10 protein-coding genes, 1 tRNA gene and 3 rRNA genes are annotated in these 17,482 nt (G+C 38.8%); 3 read left to right on the top strand and 11 right to left on the bottom strand.

Annotated features, from left to right (window positions below):
- Positions 1-3 precede the first annotated feature (3 nt).
- Genes ETP70_RS03480 through ETP70_RS03470 form a run of 3 tightly spaced genes read left to right on the top strand, consistent with a single transcriptional unit; the run spans position 4 to position 4,058 of the window.
- Positions 4-1,092: a trypsin-like peptidase domain-containing protein gene (locus tag ETP70_RS03480; protein WP_151899875.1), complete on the top strand. Its 1,089-nt coding sequence runs from the start codon at positions 4-6 to the stop codon at positions 1,090-1,092.
- Between the two features lie 12 nt (positions 1,093-1,104).
- Positions 1,105-3,057, top strand: a complete 1,953-nt coding sequence (locus ETP70_RS03475; protein WP_151899874.1) for a M3 family metallopeptidase — start codon at positions 1,105-1,107, stop codon at positions 3,055-3,057.
- 53 nt (positions 3,058-3,110) lie between these two features.
- Positions 3,111-4,058 carry an endonuclease/exonuclease/phosphatase family protein gene (locus tag ETP70_RS03470; protein ID WP_230973300.1) on the top strand — a complete coding sequence of 316 codons (948 nt, stop codon included), beginning with the start codon at positions 3,111-3,113 and terminating at the stop codon, positions 4,056-4,058.
- Here ETP70_RS03470 and ETP70_RS03465 read toward each other — a convergent pair.
- From ETP70_RS03465 to ETP70_RS03415, 11 genes are all read right to left on the bottom strand, one after another.
- Complete coding sequence (locus tag ETP70_RS03465; protein ID WP_151899872.1) at positions 4,033-4,716, bottom strand: uracil-DNA glycosylase; 684 nt, start codon at positions 4,714-4,716, stop codon at positions 4,033-4,035. The genes ETP70_RS03470 and ETP70_RS03465 overlap by 26 nt on opposite strands.
- 116 nt (positions 4,717-4,832) lie before the next feature.
- Positions 4,833-4,948, bottom strand: a 5S ribosomal RNA gene (gene rrf / locus ETP70_RS03460).
- 256 nt (positions 4,949-5,204) lie between these two features.
- A 23S ribosomal RNA gene (locus ETP70_RS03455) occupies positions 5,205-8,097 on the bottom strand.
- A 291-nt stretch (positions 8,098-8,388) separates the two neighbouring features.
- Positions 8,389-8,464, bottom strand: a tRNA-Ala gene (locus ETP70_RS03450).
- 142 nt (positions 8,465-8,606) lie between these two features.
- A 16S ribosomal RNA gene (locus ETP70_RS03445) occupies positions 8,607-10,127 on the bottom strand.
- The 16S, 23S and 5S rRNA genes sit together here with 1 tRNA gene alongside, the layout of an rRNA operon.
- Positions 10,128-10,572: 445 nt before the next feature.
- The gene (locus tag ETP70_RS03440) at positions 10,573-11,283 is read right to left on the bottom strand and encodes a prepilin-type N-terminal cleavage/methylation domain-containing protein (protein ID WP_151899871.1); all 711 of its coding nucleotides are present in this window, start codon (positions 11,281-11,283) and stop codon (positions 10,573-10,575) included.
- An 85-nt stretch (positions 11,284-11,368) separates the two neighbouring features.
- On the bottom strand, positions 11,369-13,183 hold the full coding sequence (locus ETP70_RS03435; RefSeq protein ID WP_151899870.1) for a citrate/2-methylcitrate synthase: 1,815 nt from the start codon (positions 13,181-13,183) through the stop codon (positions 11,369-11,371).
- 9 nt (positions 13,184-13,192) lie between these two features.
- The gene (locus ETP70_RS03430) at positions 13,193-14,533 is read right to left on the bottom strand and encodes an ATP citrate lyase citrate-binding domain-containing protein (protein WP_151899869.1); all 1,341 of its coding nucleotides are present in this window, start codon (positions 14,531-14,533) and stop codon (positions 13,193-13,195) included.
- Positions 14,534-14,620: 87 nt separating this feature from the next.
- Positions 14,621-15,814 (bottom strand): hypothetical protein, encoded by a 1,194-nt coding sequence (locus ETP70_RS03425; RefSeq protein ID WP_151899868.1) that lies wholly within the window; start codon positions 15,812-15,814, stop codon positions 14,621-14,623.
- Positions 15,811-16,377 carry an anthranilate synthase component II gene (locus ETP70_RS03420; protein WP_151901488.1) on the bottom strand — a complete coding sequence of 189 codons (567 nt, stop codon included), beginning with the start codon at positions 16,375-16,377 and terminating at the stop codon, positions 15,811-15,813. Before ETP70_RS03420 ends, ETP70_RS03425 begins: the two co-directional genes overlap by 4 nt.
- A 61-nt stretch (positions 16,378-16,438) precedes the next feature.
- A complete protein-coding gene (locus tag ETP70_RS03415) occupies positions 16,439-17,482 on the bottom strand; it encodes an AI-2E family transporter (protein WP_151899867.1) in 1,044 nt (347 codons plus the stop codon).

The following is a 17,482-nucleotide window of genomic DNA, read 5'->3' as shown; positions in this document are numbered from 1 at the left end:
CAAATGAATACGCAAACTCTTTTAGAAACCTACATTGAAAATATTATACAGATAATGACACCCTATGGCAGCGGAACAGGTTTTATTATAGATAATCTTATTATTACAAATTCGCATGTATGTTCGGGGCTGAGAGAAGTTGTAATCAAAGCAGAGCACTTTGAGCGAAGTATTGCAAAAGTTATTTATGATGACCCCTATTATGATTTGGCATTTATAAAATATGAATTCAAACAACCAAAAAACCCGCTTAAACTTGCCAAAACCAACGTAGAAAACGGTGATACCACCATAGCCATTGGGCACCCTTACGGTCTTAATTATACAGCGACAGAGGGAATTGTTTCCCGTGCAGCCAGACTTATGGGAGACCTTGAATATATTCAGATTGATGCTGCCATTAACCCGGGAAACAGCGGAGGTCCTCTGTTAAATGACAAAGGGGAAGTTACAGGAGTCAATACTTTCATTATTCAAAATGCAAATAATTTGGGTTTTGCACTCCCTGTACATTATCTTCAAGATGCACTCACCGCTTTTAAACAGCTCGGAGTAGAAAATGTCATTAAATGCCCTTCGTGCAAAAATCTTATCCAAGAAAAAGATATAAAAAATGACTACTGCCCAAAATGTGGAGCAGAACTTGAAATAGCCAGACTCAGACGAAAAGGCTACACACCTATAGGCCCGACAAAACTCATAGAAGATATACTGGAGTCCCTGGGCATAAATGTTACCCTGGCAAGAAGAAGCCAATCATCCTGGAGAATAGACAAGGGAACTGCAAGAATCAATATAAACTATTATGAAAACGGCATTATTATAGGAGATGCCAAGCTTTGCGGTATTCCCAAAGAAAATATTGAAAAGATGTATGATTTTTTGCTCCAGGAGAACAACAAACTCTCCTATTTACAGTTTTCTATCAATGAAAACAGCGTATATCTTTCCTATCTGGTTGTAGACTCCTCCTTAACAAAAGAAGAAGGAAAAACTGCAATAGAAAAGTTAATCAAAGATGCAAATAAGTATGATAATATTCTCATAAACAAATACGGTGCTCTGCGACAGAAAAAAGACACTGAGGACTAAAGGAAAACATAGATGACAAAATTTTTACAATTTGATTGTGACTTGGATACTTTTATAGAAGAACTGCAAAAACATCTCAATAAAAATAACAAAAAGATAGAAACCTTACTTGGGCAAAAAGAAAAAACCTATGCAAACTTTGTCAAACCACTGGAGATGATGGATGAGTATCTTGAACAGTTTTTTACACCCCTGTCTCATCTCAATGCGGTAAACAACTCTGAAAAAACACAAAAGGTCTATACAGAAGCACTCCCTCTTATTACAGAGTATTCGACACAGCTTTCACAAAACATTGAAATATACAATGCATATAAAGAAATAATGCAAAAAGAACAAACATCCCTCAACAGTGAACAAAAAAGAGTTTTAGCATTAAATATTTTACATTTTGAATTAAGCGGTGCCCATCTAGATAAAAAAACAAAACAGAGGCTCCAGGAAATAAACTTGAAAAAAAGTGAACTTTCCAATAACTTTTCTCAAAACCTGCTTGATGCAACAAATGCCTACGAATATATAATTACTGATGAAGCAGATATAGAAGGTTTGCCAAAAAGTGAAATAGAAAATGCCAAATTTGAAGACGATGGCGTTGTAAAATATAAATTGACACTGCAAATGCCATCATACATAGCCTATATGACCTATGGAAAGAACAGAGCAATTCGAGAGGAACTCTACCGTGCCTATGTTTCACGCGCACCCCAGAATGCAAAAATAATTGATGAACTGTTGGCACTGCGACAGGAGATGAGTCAGCTTTTAGGGTTCAAAAACTATGCAGAACTTTCTCTTGCTACAAAAATGGCCGAAGATACAAAAAGTGTTTTAGGGTTTTTAGAAAATTTACTTGAAAATTCAATTCCCCAGGCAAAAAATGAACTGCAGGAACTTCAAAATATCGCTCCACACAAACTGGAGAGTCATGATACCTCTTACTATGCAGAAATATTAAAAAAAGAGCAATATGACATAGATGAAGAGGAGTATCGCCCTTATTTTGAACAAAAAAATGTTATTGCAGGGATGTTTACTTTCGTGGATAAGCTTTTTAATGTTACATGTAAACAGGTGAAAGAAAAATTGTGGCATGAAAAAGCCTATGCCTATGATGTGTATGAAAATGACATACTCAAAGCCCGTATCTATCTTGATTTAGAAGCAAGAGAATCAAAACGGGGCGGAGCATGGATGCATAACTGGCAAACACACTGCATAGATGAAGCAGGCAAAAAACAGCTGGCCTCAGCCTTTATAGTATGCAGTTTTCCTCCATCAAATGATACAAATCCTTCACTGCTTCGTCATGATGATGTTGTCACTCTTTTTCATGAAACAGGACATACTTTGCATCATATCCTGAGTGAAGTAAATGAAAATGAAGTAAGCGGTGTCAATGGAGTAGAATGGGATGCTGTTGAATTTCCGTCTCAGTTTTTAGAAAATTTTGCTTATGAGCCTCAGGTTCTCAAAATGTTTGCAAAACACTATGAAACAAATGAAACTATTTCAGATGAAATGATAGATAAACTCGTAAAAAGTAAAAACTTTTTATCTGCAATGGGTATGCTCAGACAATTGGAATTTTCACTCTTTGATTTTAAACTGCATACTAAAGTTTACAAGGGAGATGAAGTGCAAAATCTGCTTGACACCATACGAGAAAAAACCGCACTGATAAAACCACCAAAATACAACAAGTTCCAAAACGGATTTTCACATATATTTTCAGGTGGGTATGCTGCAGGATACTACAGCTACAAATGGGCCGAAGTTCTGAGTGCAGATACTTTTTACACCGTAGTAGATGAAAATATTTTCAATTCCCCTACAGCAAAAAAATATCAAAATATCATTTTACACCGTGGCGGTTCACAAAGTATGCAAGAACTTTTTTATGAACTGATGGGCAGAGATGCCGATACAACGCAACTATTAAGACTCAACGGTATAATAAAGTGAGAGTATTCTTTCTTTTAACTCTGCTTATCACATTAATGTATGGAGAAACAACTTTGAAAATTGCAACATATAATGTTGAAAATCTTTTTGATTTGCAACGAAACGGACATGAGTATAAAGAATATATTCCTTATGCAAAATCAAATTGGAATGATAAAAATTATAGAAAAAAACTTAAAAATATTGCAAAAGTCATCAAAGATATCAATCCCGATATCATTGGACTCCAAGAGATAGAATCTCTTCAGGCACTCAAAGATCTACGATATACTTTAAAAAGAGAAGGAGTTTATTACCAGTACTATAAAATTGCCAATTTAAAATCTACAACAATCAAAGTAGCCATTTTGAGTAAAATTCCGTTTGTATATACACATGAAATTGCTGTCACATCTTCCTACAGATATAGAAATATTTTAGAAGTGAAATTTAAAATAGGCAATGAAGATTTGTATATCTTAATTAATCATTGGAAATCAAAAGCAGGTCCGGAAAGCATGCGTATAGTCTCTGCAAAAAAACTCAGAAAAAGAATTGAAGAACTGGGAAAAAATAAAAATATAATTGCACTTGGTGATTTTAATTCTGATTATGAAGAGTATGAAATTTTTAAAAGAAAAAGAAAACATAATGACACAGATGGAATAACAGGTATCAATCATATACTGGGTACTATAAAGTATCAGAATTCATCACTAAATATACATCTGGCACCTTATGATTTTTACAACTTATGGTATGACACTGAATTAGAAAAAAGATACAGCTATATCTATAGAGGCAAAAAAGAAGCAATGGACAGTATTTTAGTCACAGCCGCACTTCTTGATAAAAAATGCATTGATTATAAACCACATAGTATCACTGCTTTTGAAAAGCCCTATCTGTTTAAAGGAAAAGAGATTTACAGATGGCAGACAACCAGGAGCAGATTAAGACGTCACAAAGGGAAAGGCTATTCAGACCATCTGCCTGTCATAGCAGAGTTTGTTCTGCACTGAGACACCATTCAACAGGCTTTTTCTTATGTTTGATCAAATACTTATTTGCTCTGGAAAAAGGCTTTGAATGAAAAAAACCTCTGTATGCCGAGAGCGGAGAAGGGTGAGAAGATTTAATAATACAATGTTTTGTTGTATCGATGAGAAACTCTTTTTTTTGTGACGGTCCACCCCATAATATAAAAACCAAATGTTCTTTTTCATCAGAGAGTTTTTTGATAACTGCATCGGTAAACTTTTGCCAGCCAAAATCTTTATGAGAATTTGCCTTCCCCTGTTCAACAGTTAAAACAGCATTTATCAACAAAACTCCCTCTTTTGCCCATTGTGTCAAATCCCCGTTTTTCGGATATTTACAACCTATATCATCGACTAACTCTTTGTATATGTTTTTTAGCGAAGGTGGAATATTACATTTTGGACAAACAGAAAAAGCAAGACCGGTAGCCTGATTTATTCCATGGTATGGATCCTGTCCTATAATTACAACTTTTACTTCAGAAGGCTTTACTAAATTAAAAGCTCTAAATATATTTTCAAAATTGGGGAATACAGTTTTTGATTTATATTCCAAAGATACTTTTTTAAGAAGTTTGATAAAATATTCTTTATGAATTTCATCATTGAGAAAATTTTTCCACCCGTTTTCCAATAACATTCTCTTTCCATTTTTTTACAATTATATAAAAATAATACTATGGATAAGATTAGTCGTTAGATGTAAAGAGTATCAATGATTATAAAATAGTTAAAGAGTAAGAAAAAATCTGATCAACTAGGCAGCGACCTACATTCCCACAAGTGAAACCTGCAGTATTATCAGCGATGAGAGGCTTAGCTTCTGGGTTCGGAATGGGGCCAGGCGTTTCCCTCTCTCTATAGCCACCTAGACAAGATCAGATATAAAGACATCTGACTGATGTATTTATATCTGATCTTATATCAGTTAAGAGTTGAGTAATATCAATTGTTAAAGTCAACAAACTCTTCGGAACCCAGACTTCAGTCTGGGCTAATTGGCTTAAAAGCCTAAAAGGCAAGGTTAAAACCTTGTTTCCGTCATACTAAATAACTTCTTAACATATCTCTTATTAGTATATATACACTAAATAAGGTAGTGAAGCAATTGTGTTCATTTAAGAACTTGGTAAAAAGACAAACGTACTATTAGTACTGGTCAGCTAAACACATTGCTGTGCGTACACATCCAGCCTATCAAGCTTGTAGTCTTCAAGCGTACTTCAGGGAACGTTCATCTTGGAGTTGGCTTCCCGCTTAGATGCTTTCAGCGGTTATCTCATCCGTGCGTAGCTACCCAGCTATGCCCTTGGCAGGACAACTGGTGCACCAGTGGCACGTCCAACCCGGTCCTCTCGTACTAGGGTCAGCTCTCCTCAACGTTCCTACGCCCACGGAAGATAGGGACCGAACTGTCTCACGACGTTCTGAACCCAGCTCGCGTACCGCTTTAAATGGCGAACAGCCATACCCTTGGGACCTGCTCCAGCCCCAGGATGCGATGAGCCGACATCGAGGTGCCAAACCTCCCCGTCGATGTGAGCTCTTGGGGGAGATCAGCCTGTTATCCCCGGCGTACCTTTTATCCTTTGAGCGATGGCCCTTCCACACAGAACCACCGGATCACTATGACCGTCTTTCGACTCTGCTCGACTTGTATGTCTCACAGTCAGTCCGGCTTATGCCATTATACTCTACGAAGGATTTCCAACCCTTCTGAGCCGAACTTTGTAAGCCTCCGTTACTTTTTAGGAGGCGACCGCCCCAGTCAAACTACCCACCAGACATTGTCCTCGCACGAGATAATCGTACGGAGTTAGCTATCAGAATATTCAAGGGTGGTATCTCAAGGATGCCTCCTCCAGAACTGGCGTCCTGGATTCAACGGCTCCCACCTATCCTGCACATGAATATCCCAATAGCAGTGTCAAGCTATAGTAAAGGTGCACGGGGTCTTTCCGTCTTTCCGCGGGTAGGAGGAATTTTCACCTCCACTACAATTTCACTGGATCCCTTGTTGAGACAGCTCCCATCTCGTTACGCCATTCATGCAGGTCGGTATTTAACCGACAAGGAATTTCGCTACCTTAGGACCGTTATAGTTACGGCCGCCGTTTACTCGGGCTTCAATTCATGCCTTCGCCGAAGCTAAGCAATCCTTTTAACCTTCGAGCACCGGGCAGGCGTCACACCCTATACATCCACTTACGTGTTAGCAGAGTGCTGTGTTTTTGGTAAACAGTCGGGAGGGACTCTTTGCTGCGACCCGTCAGTGCTTTGGAGAGTAAATCTCCTAACACTTAGGGCACACCTTATACCGAAGATACGGTGCTAGTTTGCAGAGTTCCTTAACAAGGGTTCATCCACGCGCCTTAGAATACTCATCTCACCCACCTGTGTCGGTTTACGGTACGGGCAACATTACATCTCGTTTAGAGGCTTTTCTCGGCACGACAGTATCAAGGGTTCTGGTCGCTCTCCGAAAAGATTGACCAGCCTGTCAGATCTCGGTCTCATGTAGCGCGGATTTGCCTACGCTACGACCTACGTCCTTCGAGCCACTATTCCATCAGTGACCCCCTTTAACTCTATGCGTCCCCCCATCACTCAAACGATGTAATGTCGGTATCGGAATATTAACCGATTTGCCATCGTCTACCCCTTTCGGACTCGACTTAGGTCCCGACTAACCCTACGATGACGAGCATCGCGTAGGAAACCTTGGGTTTACGGCGAAGAAGATTCTCACTTCTTTTCTCGCTACTCATGCCTGCATGCTCACTTCCATCCGCTCCAGTACTCCTTACCGGTATACCTTCAGCGCTGAATGGAACGCTCTCCTACCACTTACAGTAAACTGTAAATCTAAAGCTTCGGTGTTTATCTTAGCCCCGTTATATTTTCGGCGCAGAATCGCTAGACCAGTGAGCTGTTACGCTTTCTTTAAAGGATGGCTGCTTCTAAGCCAACCTCCTGGTTGTCACAGCAACTCCACATCCTTTTCCACTTAGATAAAACTTTGGGACCTTAGCTGTTAGTCTGGGTTGTTCCCCTCTCGACATAGGATTTTATCACCCTACGCCTGACTCCCGAGGTTACACGTATAGTATTCGGAGTTTGATAGGGTTTGGTACCGCGGTAAGCAGCCCTAGCCCTGTCAGTGCTCTACCCCTATACGCTAATGCTCGAGGCTATACCTAAATATATTTCGGAGAGAACCAGCTATCACTGAGTTTGATTGGCCTTTCACCCCTATCCACAAGTCATCCCAAGAATTTTCAACTTCTACGGGTTCGGTCCTCCACTGGCTCTTACACCAGCTTCAACCTGCTCATGGATAGATCACTCAGTTTCGGGTCTGCAGCATCTGACTATGTCGCCCTATTAAGACTCGCTTTCGCTACGGCTTCTCGTTCGATTAACCTTGCCAGATACCACAACTCGCAGGCTCATTATGCAAAAGGCAGTCCGTCACACTTATTTAATAGTGCTCCGAATGATTGTAAGCCATAGGTTTCAGGTTCTATTTCACTCCGCTCACCGCGGTCCTTTTCACCTTTCCCTCACGGTACTTGTTCGCTATCGGTCTAGTAGTAGTATTTAGGGTTGGAGGGTGGTCCCCCCATATTCAGTCAAGATAACACGTGTCCCGACCTACTCGTTCCATACCTTAGTTCCACATAAATGTTTTCGCTTACGGGAGTATCACCCTCTATGCTCATCCTTTCCAGAATGTTCTGCTAACAAATATGCTAAATGTATGCGCCCTATTCCAATTTCGCTCGCCGCTACTCTCGGAATCTCGTTTGATTTCTCTTCCTTTGGGTACTGAGATGTTTCACTTCCCCAAGTTCGCCCCACCCGAAGGTGGTAACACGAATCGCTCCGTGCTGGGTCGCCCCATTCAGAAATTCCCGGATCAAAGCTTCTTGGCAGCTCCCCGAGACTTTTCGCAGCCTAGTACGTCTTTCATCGCCTCTACTAGCCAAGGCATCCACCTATGGCCCTTAATATCTTTTTATTCTATGTTGCGTTCACTACCTTATTTAATGTATGAATACATTAAACAAGATGAATGATCTGTTATTGTAGTTATTTAGTTTTTAATTATATCTCTATAATTAAAGTTGTTGACTTTAACAATTGTAATTTAATGATCGTTTGGTTTTTAAACCAAATATAAATTCTTATGACTTTAAGAACTTATATTTAATTTAGAAACTTGTTTGATTTTTGAAGAAGTTGTGCTTGAAAAATCTGCGTAGCGTACTTTTGTACGTAAGTAGATTTTTCAAGTGCAAATTCTCAAAAATGGTGGAGAATAGCGGGATCGAACCGCTGACCTCCTGCGTGCAAGGCAGGCGCTCTCCCAGCTGAGCTAATTCCCCATTTTATAATCGTAATTCAAATGAACACAGATCACTGAAAACTAAGCAAGTAAGTAACTTTTGAAACAACTAATAAACTATTTCTCGTGTGAGATTTTCTTTTGAATGAAGTAGTCAAACGAATGACTCTTCTTTACTCTAGAAAGGAGGTGATCCAACCGCAGGTTCTCCTACGGTTACCTTGTTACGACTTCACCCCAGTCGCTAATTCCACCGTAAGCGGTAGCCCCCCGAAGGTTGGCTTCCCGATTTCGGGTGAAATCAACTCCCATGGTGTGACGGGCGGTGAGTACAAGACCCGGGAACGTATTCACCGTAGCATTGCTGATCTACGATTACTAGTGATTCCAGCTTCATGGAGTCGAGTTGCAGACTCCAATCCGAACTGAGAGACGCTTTAAGTGATTAGCTCCACCTCGCGGTATCGCAACACTCTGTACGCCCCATTGTAGCACGTGTGTAGCCCTAGCCATAAGGGCCATGATGACTTGACGTCGTCCTCACCTTCCTCCTCCTTACGAAGGCAGTCTCCTTAGAGTGCTCAGCTTAACCTGCTAGCAACTAAGGACGAGGGTTGCGCTCGTTGCGGGACTTAACCCAACATCTCACGACACGAGCTGACGACAGCCGTGCAGCACCTGTTTTCGAGCTCCCAAAAGGGCACCCCGCCATCTCTGGCAGGTTCTCTCAATGTCAAGGCTAGGTAAGGTTCTTCGCGTATCTTCGAATTAAACCACATGCTCCACCACTTGTGCGGGTCCCCGTCTATTCCTTTGAGTTTTAATCTTGCGACCGTACTCCCCAGGCGGTTCACTTAATCTGTTAAGTGCATCACCGCCCTGACTAGCAGAGCGACGACTAGTGAACATCGTTTAGGGCGTGGACTACCAGGGTATCTAATCCTGTTTGCTCCCCACGCTTTCACGCCTTAGCGTCAGTTATGTTCCAGGAGATCGCCTTCGCTTTCGGTATTCCTAGTGATATCTACGGATTTTACCCCTACACCACTAATTCCATCTCCCCCTCCCATACTCTAGGTCGGCAGTTTCAAATGCAGTTCTACAGTTAAGCTGTAGGATTTCACATCTGACTTGCCAACCCGCCTACGCGTCCTTTACGCCCAGTGATTCCGAATAACGCTTGCACCCTCCGTATTACCGCGGCTGCTGGCACGGAGTTAGCCGGTGCTTATTCATATGCTACCGTCATTTTCTTGACATATAAAAGGAGTTTACACACCGAAATGCGTCATCCTCCACGCGGCGTTGCTGCATCAGGGTTTCCCCCATTGTGCAATATTCCTCACTGCTGCCTCCCGTAGGAGTCTGGTCCGTGTCTCAGTACCAGTGTGGCGGATCATCCTCTCAAACCCGCTACCCGTCATCGCCTTGGTAGTCTCTTACACTACCAACTAGCTGATGGGATATAGACCGATCCCTTGGCGGAATCCATTTCCCGACTTATCTTGTGATAAGAAGGAGTATCCGGTATTAATCATCGTTTCCAATGGCTATCCCGGTCCAAGGGGCACATTATCTATATATTACTCACCCGTGCGCCACTCGTCAGCATAGTAGCAAGCTACCATCTGTTACCGTTCGACTTGCATGTGTTAAGCACGCCGCCAGCGTTCATTCTGAGCCAGGATCAAACTCTCCATAATTGTTATTACAGAAAGATAAGTAAACTTATTACTGATCTTTTGCCCAAGATTATTAAATCATTGGCTTTGTTATTTTAAGTCTTAATAAAACTGCTTAAGGTTCTATTACTAGACTGTATAGTTATCTATTACTATTAAGGGAACCATACAGGCAAGCCTGTATGGATTTCAAAATAGAATAGACGGTTGTTGTTTATTAGTTATTTCTAAGTAATTTATCTCTTTAACTCTAAAGTTAAAAAGTCTCTTACTTGCTTAGTTTTCAATGATCTCAAACATTTTTAAAAGCTTCTACTTGAAGTCTCTCTAGGCCTTTTAAATCAGGTCTCTCTGTTTGTGGATGGGAATTATAGGGGAGTATTGCTTAGAGACTGCTTAATGTTTGGTGGGTTTTTTAAAAAGTTTTTGAAGTTACTGTTTCTTAATATTTTTTTCACGTCTATAGCTATAATATGTGTGCATACCCGGTTTCCGGTTCTATTTTAATTACAATCTCATTCCTGTTGTTCGCACTCGTTTTTGGATTAATACAAACATCCAAACAAAGCTTTATATAAATTGCTGATGTCGCAATTCTATCAACAGCAGAATTTAAAGCAACCATAGAAGTTGAACTTGTATTCCCTCTGTATGGTCTGCCTATATGATCAAACAAAATTCTTCTTGCTCCTGAACCTGTGCTTCCTCCTGTCACTGTAATAGCAGCAATACTATATTTCTTGCCTATGTCCAACTCTTTTGAAAGATGTTTTGTTTCAGAATTGTCAAAATTATTATTTGCAACACCAATCAAATACTTACCTTTTTTTAGCGGATTTTGTGCTACTTCCACATCAGTATATGTATTGTTCGCGCTTGGATTACCATCATACGCTCCACCAATTTTGGCAGGAGAATCCGAAAATATCATATAAGAGTTTGTTCCGGCAGCCGTGGAAAATGCCAATTGCCACTTTTGCCTAAACCAGTATGGCTCATTCGCATCAAACTTGTCATCAATAATTGCCAAATGCTGCGTATACCTTATATGGGAAACCAATTGTATAGCTGCTTCCTGTAAAGGATTGGTCTTGGTATGCGGAATTATAACTGCTGCCAATATACCAATTACAACCACCACAAAAACAATTTCTAAAAGAGTAAAAGCTTTTTTCATGAGTGTAGTATATCAGAATAGAATAAAAAGGGGAAAAGGAATGAAGATGAGACAAAGAGTAACCTCTTTGTCTCATGCAGAATAATTAAATTTTTTCTGCTTTTTTTACATCGTAAAGAATATCATCCATCGGATGTCTGTACATTGGCATAGCAAGACGTTTTTCATCAAGAACGTGCCCGATAAAACCTATTGAACGGCCGACGATAAAGAAAGAGTTAAGAGTACCTGATTCGATAAATTCATTAATTTCTTCTTCAGAGTATCCCAGTGCTCTCCACATATCAACCATTAAAATACCTATAGTACCATCAACATTTAAGATAAGATTCTCTTTTTTTGATGTTGTTAACGCTTCAACAGTTTTTGCATAATCCAGAAGTGGAGTACTTGGAAAATGTTCTGCTGCGTAATTCATAAGACCCGTAACACGAAGATCCGGATTTTTAAGAGATTTAATACGGTGACCGATACCTGGAATTGGTACACCTTCACTTTTCATATATGCTAAAAACTCTTTTGGAGAAAGATTGTTATCATCAGCATATTTAAAATATTTTGCCGCACCGTCAATTGCACCACCAAATCTCGGACCAATTGTCAATAAACCGGTTACAAGTGATTCAACAACTGATTTACCTGCACGTGCTGTTACTTTTGCATTATGCGCACCAGAAACCGCAGGACCGTGGTCTGCTACTGTTTTTATAACTGTTTCTATAAAATCTGTCGCCCATTTGGGATACTGTTTTTTAAACCATAAAAGTGAAATAACATCACCGATACCTTTACCTGTATCCGGAGTCGCAACAGATGAAATAGGAAAGCCTGCATATGTAGCCTCTTCCCCTCTGTCATCAGAAATAGTACAGATAAAGTTTTTAGAACGACGCATTTTAGGAATAACATTGATTTCAGGTTCTTCAATTTCCCCAATAATGCCTTTTGTTTTCAAATCATCATAAACTTCCATGATAGTTGCCGGTAAATCGTTAAATGTAGCCGGTACATGTATACCAGCTTCAGCCATCGCTTTGTTTTTAGCTTCAGCAGTTTCACGCTCAGCATTAGCGGAAGCACCAGCATGCCCGAATTGAACACCGGAATCATAATACTTAGCAATAGTACCGATACACCATGCAATAATTGGCTTAGTAATTTTTCCGGATTTTACTGCTTCGATTACTTTATACTCTTCTGTACCACCGACTTCACCAAGTAAAATCATATATTTTACATCCGGGTTTTCTTGCATACGCAATAAATTGTCAATAAAAACTGATCCTACGAATCTGTCACCACCGATAGCAACACCTTCCGCAATACCGTCAGCATTAATTGCAATAATATTTGAAAGTTCGTTAAAAAGTCCACCAGAGCGTGTCACAAGTCCGCAAGAACCGGCACGGTGCAATTTTGAGTTGATAATATTTTCAATAGTACCACCGATATTGGCAATTTTAAATGCACCCGGAACAATAGCACCAACAGTTGCAGGTCCTATAACAGTTACATTGAGTTCTCTTGCATAGGCATTCATGCCACGGGCAAGTCTTTCCGGAATTCCCTCAGCTGTGATCATGATTGTTTTAAAGCCGCCAAGGTTTAAGGCTTCCATTGTTACATCATAAGCCGTTCTGAATGATGCAAAGTTTAAAAGTACATCAGCTTGCGACTGAGCAGCTTTTGCTTCTGCTGTACTTTTGTAAATAGGGACCATAATCTCATCCGCACCCCAAAAAAACTTTTCAAATTTGTTTGAACTCGTAGGTGCAACGATTGCCGCAACAGATGGTGTTTCTCTTTTGATTGTGTAATCATAGTCAAGCATTCTCTGGATAGCAGTTTTGTTGTTATTCCAAAAAATTGCTTGTGTATCTCTAGTAAATAATTTTCCCATCTTTTCTCCTTACTTCTCTTCTAATGCCATACGCACGATGTCTGTTACATGTGTTTCCGGACCATATACTTCAATGTTTAAACCTAATCTGTCAGCAGCTTCTTTGATGTCTTTTAAACCTTTTTCATAGTTTGGACCACCACGTCTGACATAAATTTTTATACCTACATCTTTCATTTTATCGGCGTAATTTTCAAAAGCCTGAATAATACCTGTAAATGTTTTTGCAACATCTGTAAAGTTTGCAATCGCTCCACCAATGATTAAGATTTTATCACGCCCTTGAGGATCTTTTTCTCTTGTCATTAAATCAAGAAGTGTTTCAGCATAAAATTTCGTTTCCCCTGTAGTTGGACCACCTGAGTATTCACCATAGTTCGCTAAATCTTCAATACCTGCAAAATCAGCAATAGTATCAGCGTATACAACTGAAGCACCACCACCGGCAACCATAGTCCATATTCTGGCTTCAGGCTTCAGTAATGTAAGCTTGAGTGAAGCACCTGTTTTTGCATCTGCTTCCTCGATTGCTTCAACTTCCGGAGATTTTGCTTCCATACCAAATGCAGTTGGATACTCAACATCACCCCACTCTTCTACCATCATAAATCCGGCAGTATCATCCAGTTTTGCAACCATGTCTAAAAGCTCAATTTTTGTTCCTTGCATAACAAATGGATTAATTTCAAGGTATGCAAAATTTAGTTCACGATACGCTTTAAAGAAACCGATTGCAAATTTTGCAAAATTTTCTTTATCTTCTTCTTTTACATCTGCAGGAATATTTGCTTTTATTTTCTCGGCGATCTCTTCTTCTGTAGCAGTAATTGGGAATGCAACTTCGGTAACTTTTTCATCCCATCCCTCTTCAACTTCCATACCGCCTTCAGCTGACATGTAGAGAACATCTTCATCTCCTACCACAGTTGCTGAAATATAATACTCTTCAGACTGATCATGCGGAGTAAACGGCTCAACAATAAAGTGAGTCAATCTGTCTACTTTTGGCTCACCTGTCGGAGTATCTCCCTCAAATGAAAAATAGACTGCCACATCTTCTTTCGCTTTTTCGTCAATCCATGCTGCAGCTTTTTCTAAAGTAACATCACCCGGTTTTTGATCTTTAAAAAGCACTAAGTTATTTTTACCACGTTTACCAAACAGCATATCCGGTTTTACAACTAATGGTTTTTCTTTTAACCATGGTTTTTCTTTTGCAGCTTCAAGCAGTTCCGCACCTGATGTTACCAGAACCGTCTCGTATGCATAAGTGAAATCTGGAAAGTATTTATTCCAATGTTTTGCTAAAATTGACTTCGCGTCATATTCTCGTATCGCTTTTTGAGCCATAGAAACTCCCTATTTTGATATTTGTGGACTATTCTAGCATAAAGTATCCAACAAATATCTTTGGTTTATATTAACCATTAAATAGATTTATTTATTGTTTATTTTAGTAACATTAGCCTTATACAGTATTTTATTTTTGTAACGTATAGTAACATCGCTCTTAATATTTGAATGAGGTTTTAGTTCTTGTAAAACATTTTCATCACATTTATCAATAAAATAAAATTTTAATCTTTTCTGCATATCCTGGCTGGTTTTCACACACAATATATTCATTGCTTTTAACTCGGTTGCAAGTTTTTTGGCAATATGCATTTTATATGCAAAATGTTTTTTTGGATTGTCTAAAAGTAAATACAGTTCTTTGTTAAACATTACAATTAGAGTATTAAAAATTAAAAATACAAAGGCCAACACAAATATTGCTCTGTATCTTTTCCTGAAGTTTGTCAGTCTCACCCTGTATGAATGTGCAAAAGTTTTCGCCGCCAAGGGCAGCGCTAAAATCAGATAAGGTGCAAATAACTCAAGTTCGACACGTTGTCTAAATGACAGGAGTAAAGAAAACAATAAAGCAGTTGATGCTATATACCATATTTTGTCATTCTCGTCATTAAGGTAACCACGATACAGCGTATAAAAAATATATATAAATATAACAGGGGTAAAAATAGCACTGTAAACTCCGATTGTGTCTAAAAAATGACCACTTGGTACACCCGATATATTTAAACCGTAGATATAAACAGATAAACCTGCGAGAAAAAGATTGTATAAAAACAATATTTTATTTTTTTGAAATAAATAAAATATTGCAAGTCCTGCAAACAGATAAACAAAACCCGCATCTAGCAGTGCATACAAAAACAACAGAACATTCAAGTAATAATCATTCAGTTTTTGACTCAAATATATGTACAGAAACAGTCCAAAGATAATCAAACCGGCATGACTGACAACAAGAGCAGCACTGACAACCCCAGGTAAAAGTACAAATACTGTTACTAACCATAACCTGTTTCTCTCTAATGCCAAGTATTTTGCAGAAATCGCATATAAAAGCCATGCACTTAAAAGATGTAAAAGTATCATCACAAACCGTAATGCAAAATCATTTTGTCCAAATATTTTTAATGAGAGTTTCACTAATTGCTGTAAGAAGGAAGCATCTCCGTACAAAAGTGATGCTTCAGAGGGAGAGATGGAAATTTGCGTAGTTTGAAAAATAAGAATAGATGCATCCAATCCAAGTATCAGGAATAAGATGATTCGATATTTCATAATTTTAGAAAATTTCCAATAATTTCATGTCCGTATTCGCTCATTATAGATTCAGGATGAAACTGCACGCCGTAAATATCTTTATCTTTTATTTTTAGTGCCATTATTTCATCATCATCCATACTGAAGGCTGTCGGTTCGATACTCTCCGGTATACTCTTTTTATCGACTATCAGAGAATGATAACGTGTTGCCGTAAATTCATCCGGCAGAGTGTCAAAGAGTTTACATGTAGAGTGTTTAATCTTTGATGTTTTACCGTGCATCATATTTTTGGCACGCACGATATCTGCACCAAAAGCCTGTGCAATACTCTGGTGCCCTAAGCATATACCAAGAATCGGCAATTTGTCCTGAAAATAATTTATCACTTCCAAGGTTACACCTGCCTCATCAGGAGAAGCCGGTCCGGGAGAAATTATAATTTTTTCCGGATGAAGATTTTCTATCTCTTGCACACTCATCTCATCATTGCGTATAATTTTTAAATCCGCTCCAAGTTCCCTGCAATACTGAACAATATTGTATGTAAAACTGTCATAATTATCTATCATTAATATCAAAATTTTTCCTACTGAGTAATCTATATATTTTTTTGTAGTATAGCTATATTGCTCTTGTATTTTACTTATTAGTTTCTTCATTCAATGCAATATTGTCACCTGTTCCAAGCAGGACGCCTATCCATTGTGTATTTTGATTGGCATCAAAAATAATCTTTGCCATTATTGTTAAAGGAATTGACAAAAGCATGCCTACTATGCCCAAAAGCCATCCCCAGAACATGAGTGAAAGAAAAACTATCAGGGTGGACAGTCCTAAACCTTTTCCCATAATTTTAGGTTCAAGAATAGAGCCTATGACTATATTTATCACAGTGTACAACACCATGACTACCAAAGCGCTCATGCCTCCCAGCTGCACTAAAGTAATTAAAACTGCAGGAATGGCTGCAATTATTGAACCTATATTTGGGATAAAGTTTAACATAAAAGCCAATACTCCCCATAAAAAGGCATAATCTGTACCTAAAAAATAGAGACTCATCCATATGATGGCACCGGTAAACAATGAAATGAGTGCTTTGAGTACCATATAGTTTTTTATTTTAGAAAAAATTCTTTCTATATGAGCCATTGTCTCTTGATGTCCGTCAGCCAGTTCCACTTTTTTTACAAAATATTGTGATTCAAGCAGCATAAATATCACTGTTAAAATAATGATAAAACCATTTGTAAACATAGCACCCATACTTTGAATAATACTTGTTGCGAATTTCATCGCCTGTTTCATATTTATCAGGTTTGCTATATCCTCAGTTGAAATTTCTATACCGAAAGAAGCGGTATAGTGTGAAATAAGCTGATAATATTGCGCAAGTTTTTGTGCATATGTATCAATATTGGCACTAAAATCATGCACTGAATTACCCACAAGTTTTGCAATCAGCGCCAAAAACAGAATAAAGACTGTTATTACCAAAGTAACAGACACAATATCCGGTATCGACTTTGACTTAAAATAATTATACAAAGGAGAGAGGATAATTGCAATAAACAAAGAGAGTAAAAACGGAATAATAATGACTGATGCACTTTTTATGCCTGCCAGGACAATCACAACACTTGCCATAACGATAAAATAATAGCCTATTTTATGCTCTTTCAT

This window comes from Sulfurimonas hydrogeniphila, assembly GCF_009068765.1.
GTDB classification, from domain to species: domain Bacteria; phylum Campylobacterota; class Campylobacteria; order Campylobacterales; family Sulfurimonadaceae; genus Sulfurimonas; species Sulfurimonas hydrogeniphila.
The sequence above is the reverse complement of the archived record's forward strand: the minus strand, read 5'-3'. Positions and strand labels throughout refer to the sequence as shown.

Excerpts from the sequence above, each read along its gene's own strand:
- ETP70_RS03480 (WP_151899875.1), top strand. The coding sequence starts at position 4 with ATGAATACGCAAACTCTTTTAGAAACCTACATTGAAAATATTATACAG.
- ETP70_RS03475 (WP_151899874.1), top strand. The coding sequence starts at position 1,105 with ATGACAAAATTTTTACAATTTGATTGTGACTTGGATACTTTTATAGAA.
- ETP70_RS03465 (WP_151899872.1), bottom strand. The coding sequence starts at position 4,716 with ATGTTATTGGAAAACGGGTGGAAAAATTTTCTCAATGATGAAATTCAT.
- ETP70_RS03440 (WP_151899871.1), bottom strand. The coding sequence starts at position 11,283 with ATGAAAAAAGCTTTTACTCTTTTAGAAATTGTTTTTGTGGTGGTTGTA.
- ETP70_RS03435 (WP_151899870.1), bottom strand. The coding sequence starts at position 13,183 with ATGGGAAAATTATTTACTAGAGATACACAAGCAATTTTTTGGAATAAC.
- ETP70_RS03430 (WP_151899869.1), bottom strand. The coding sequence starts at position 14,533 with ATGGCTCAAAAAGCGATACGAGAATATGACGCGAAGTCAATTTTAGCA.
- ETP70_RS03425 (WP_151899868.1), bottom strand. The coding sequence starts at position 15,814 with ATGAAATATCGAATCATCTTATTCCTGATACTTGGATTGGATGCATCT.
- ETP70_RS03415 (WP_151899867.1), bottom strand. The coding sequence starts at position 17,482 with ATGAAAGAGCATAAAATAGGCTATTATTTTATCGTTATGGCAAGTGTT.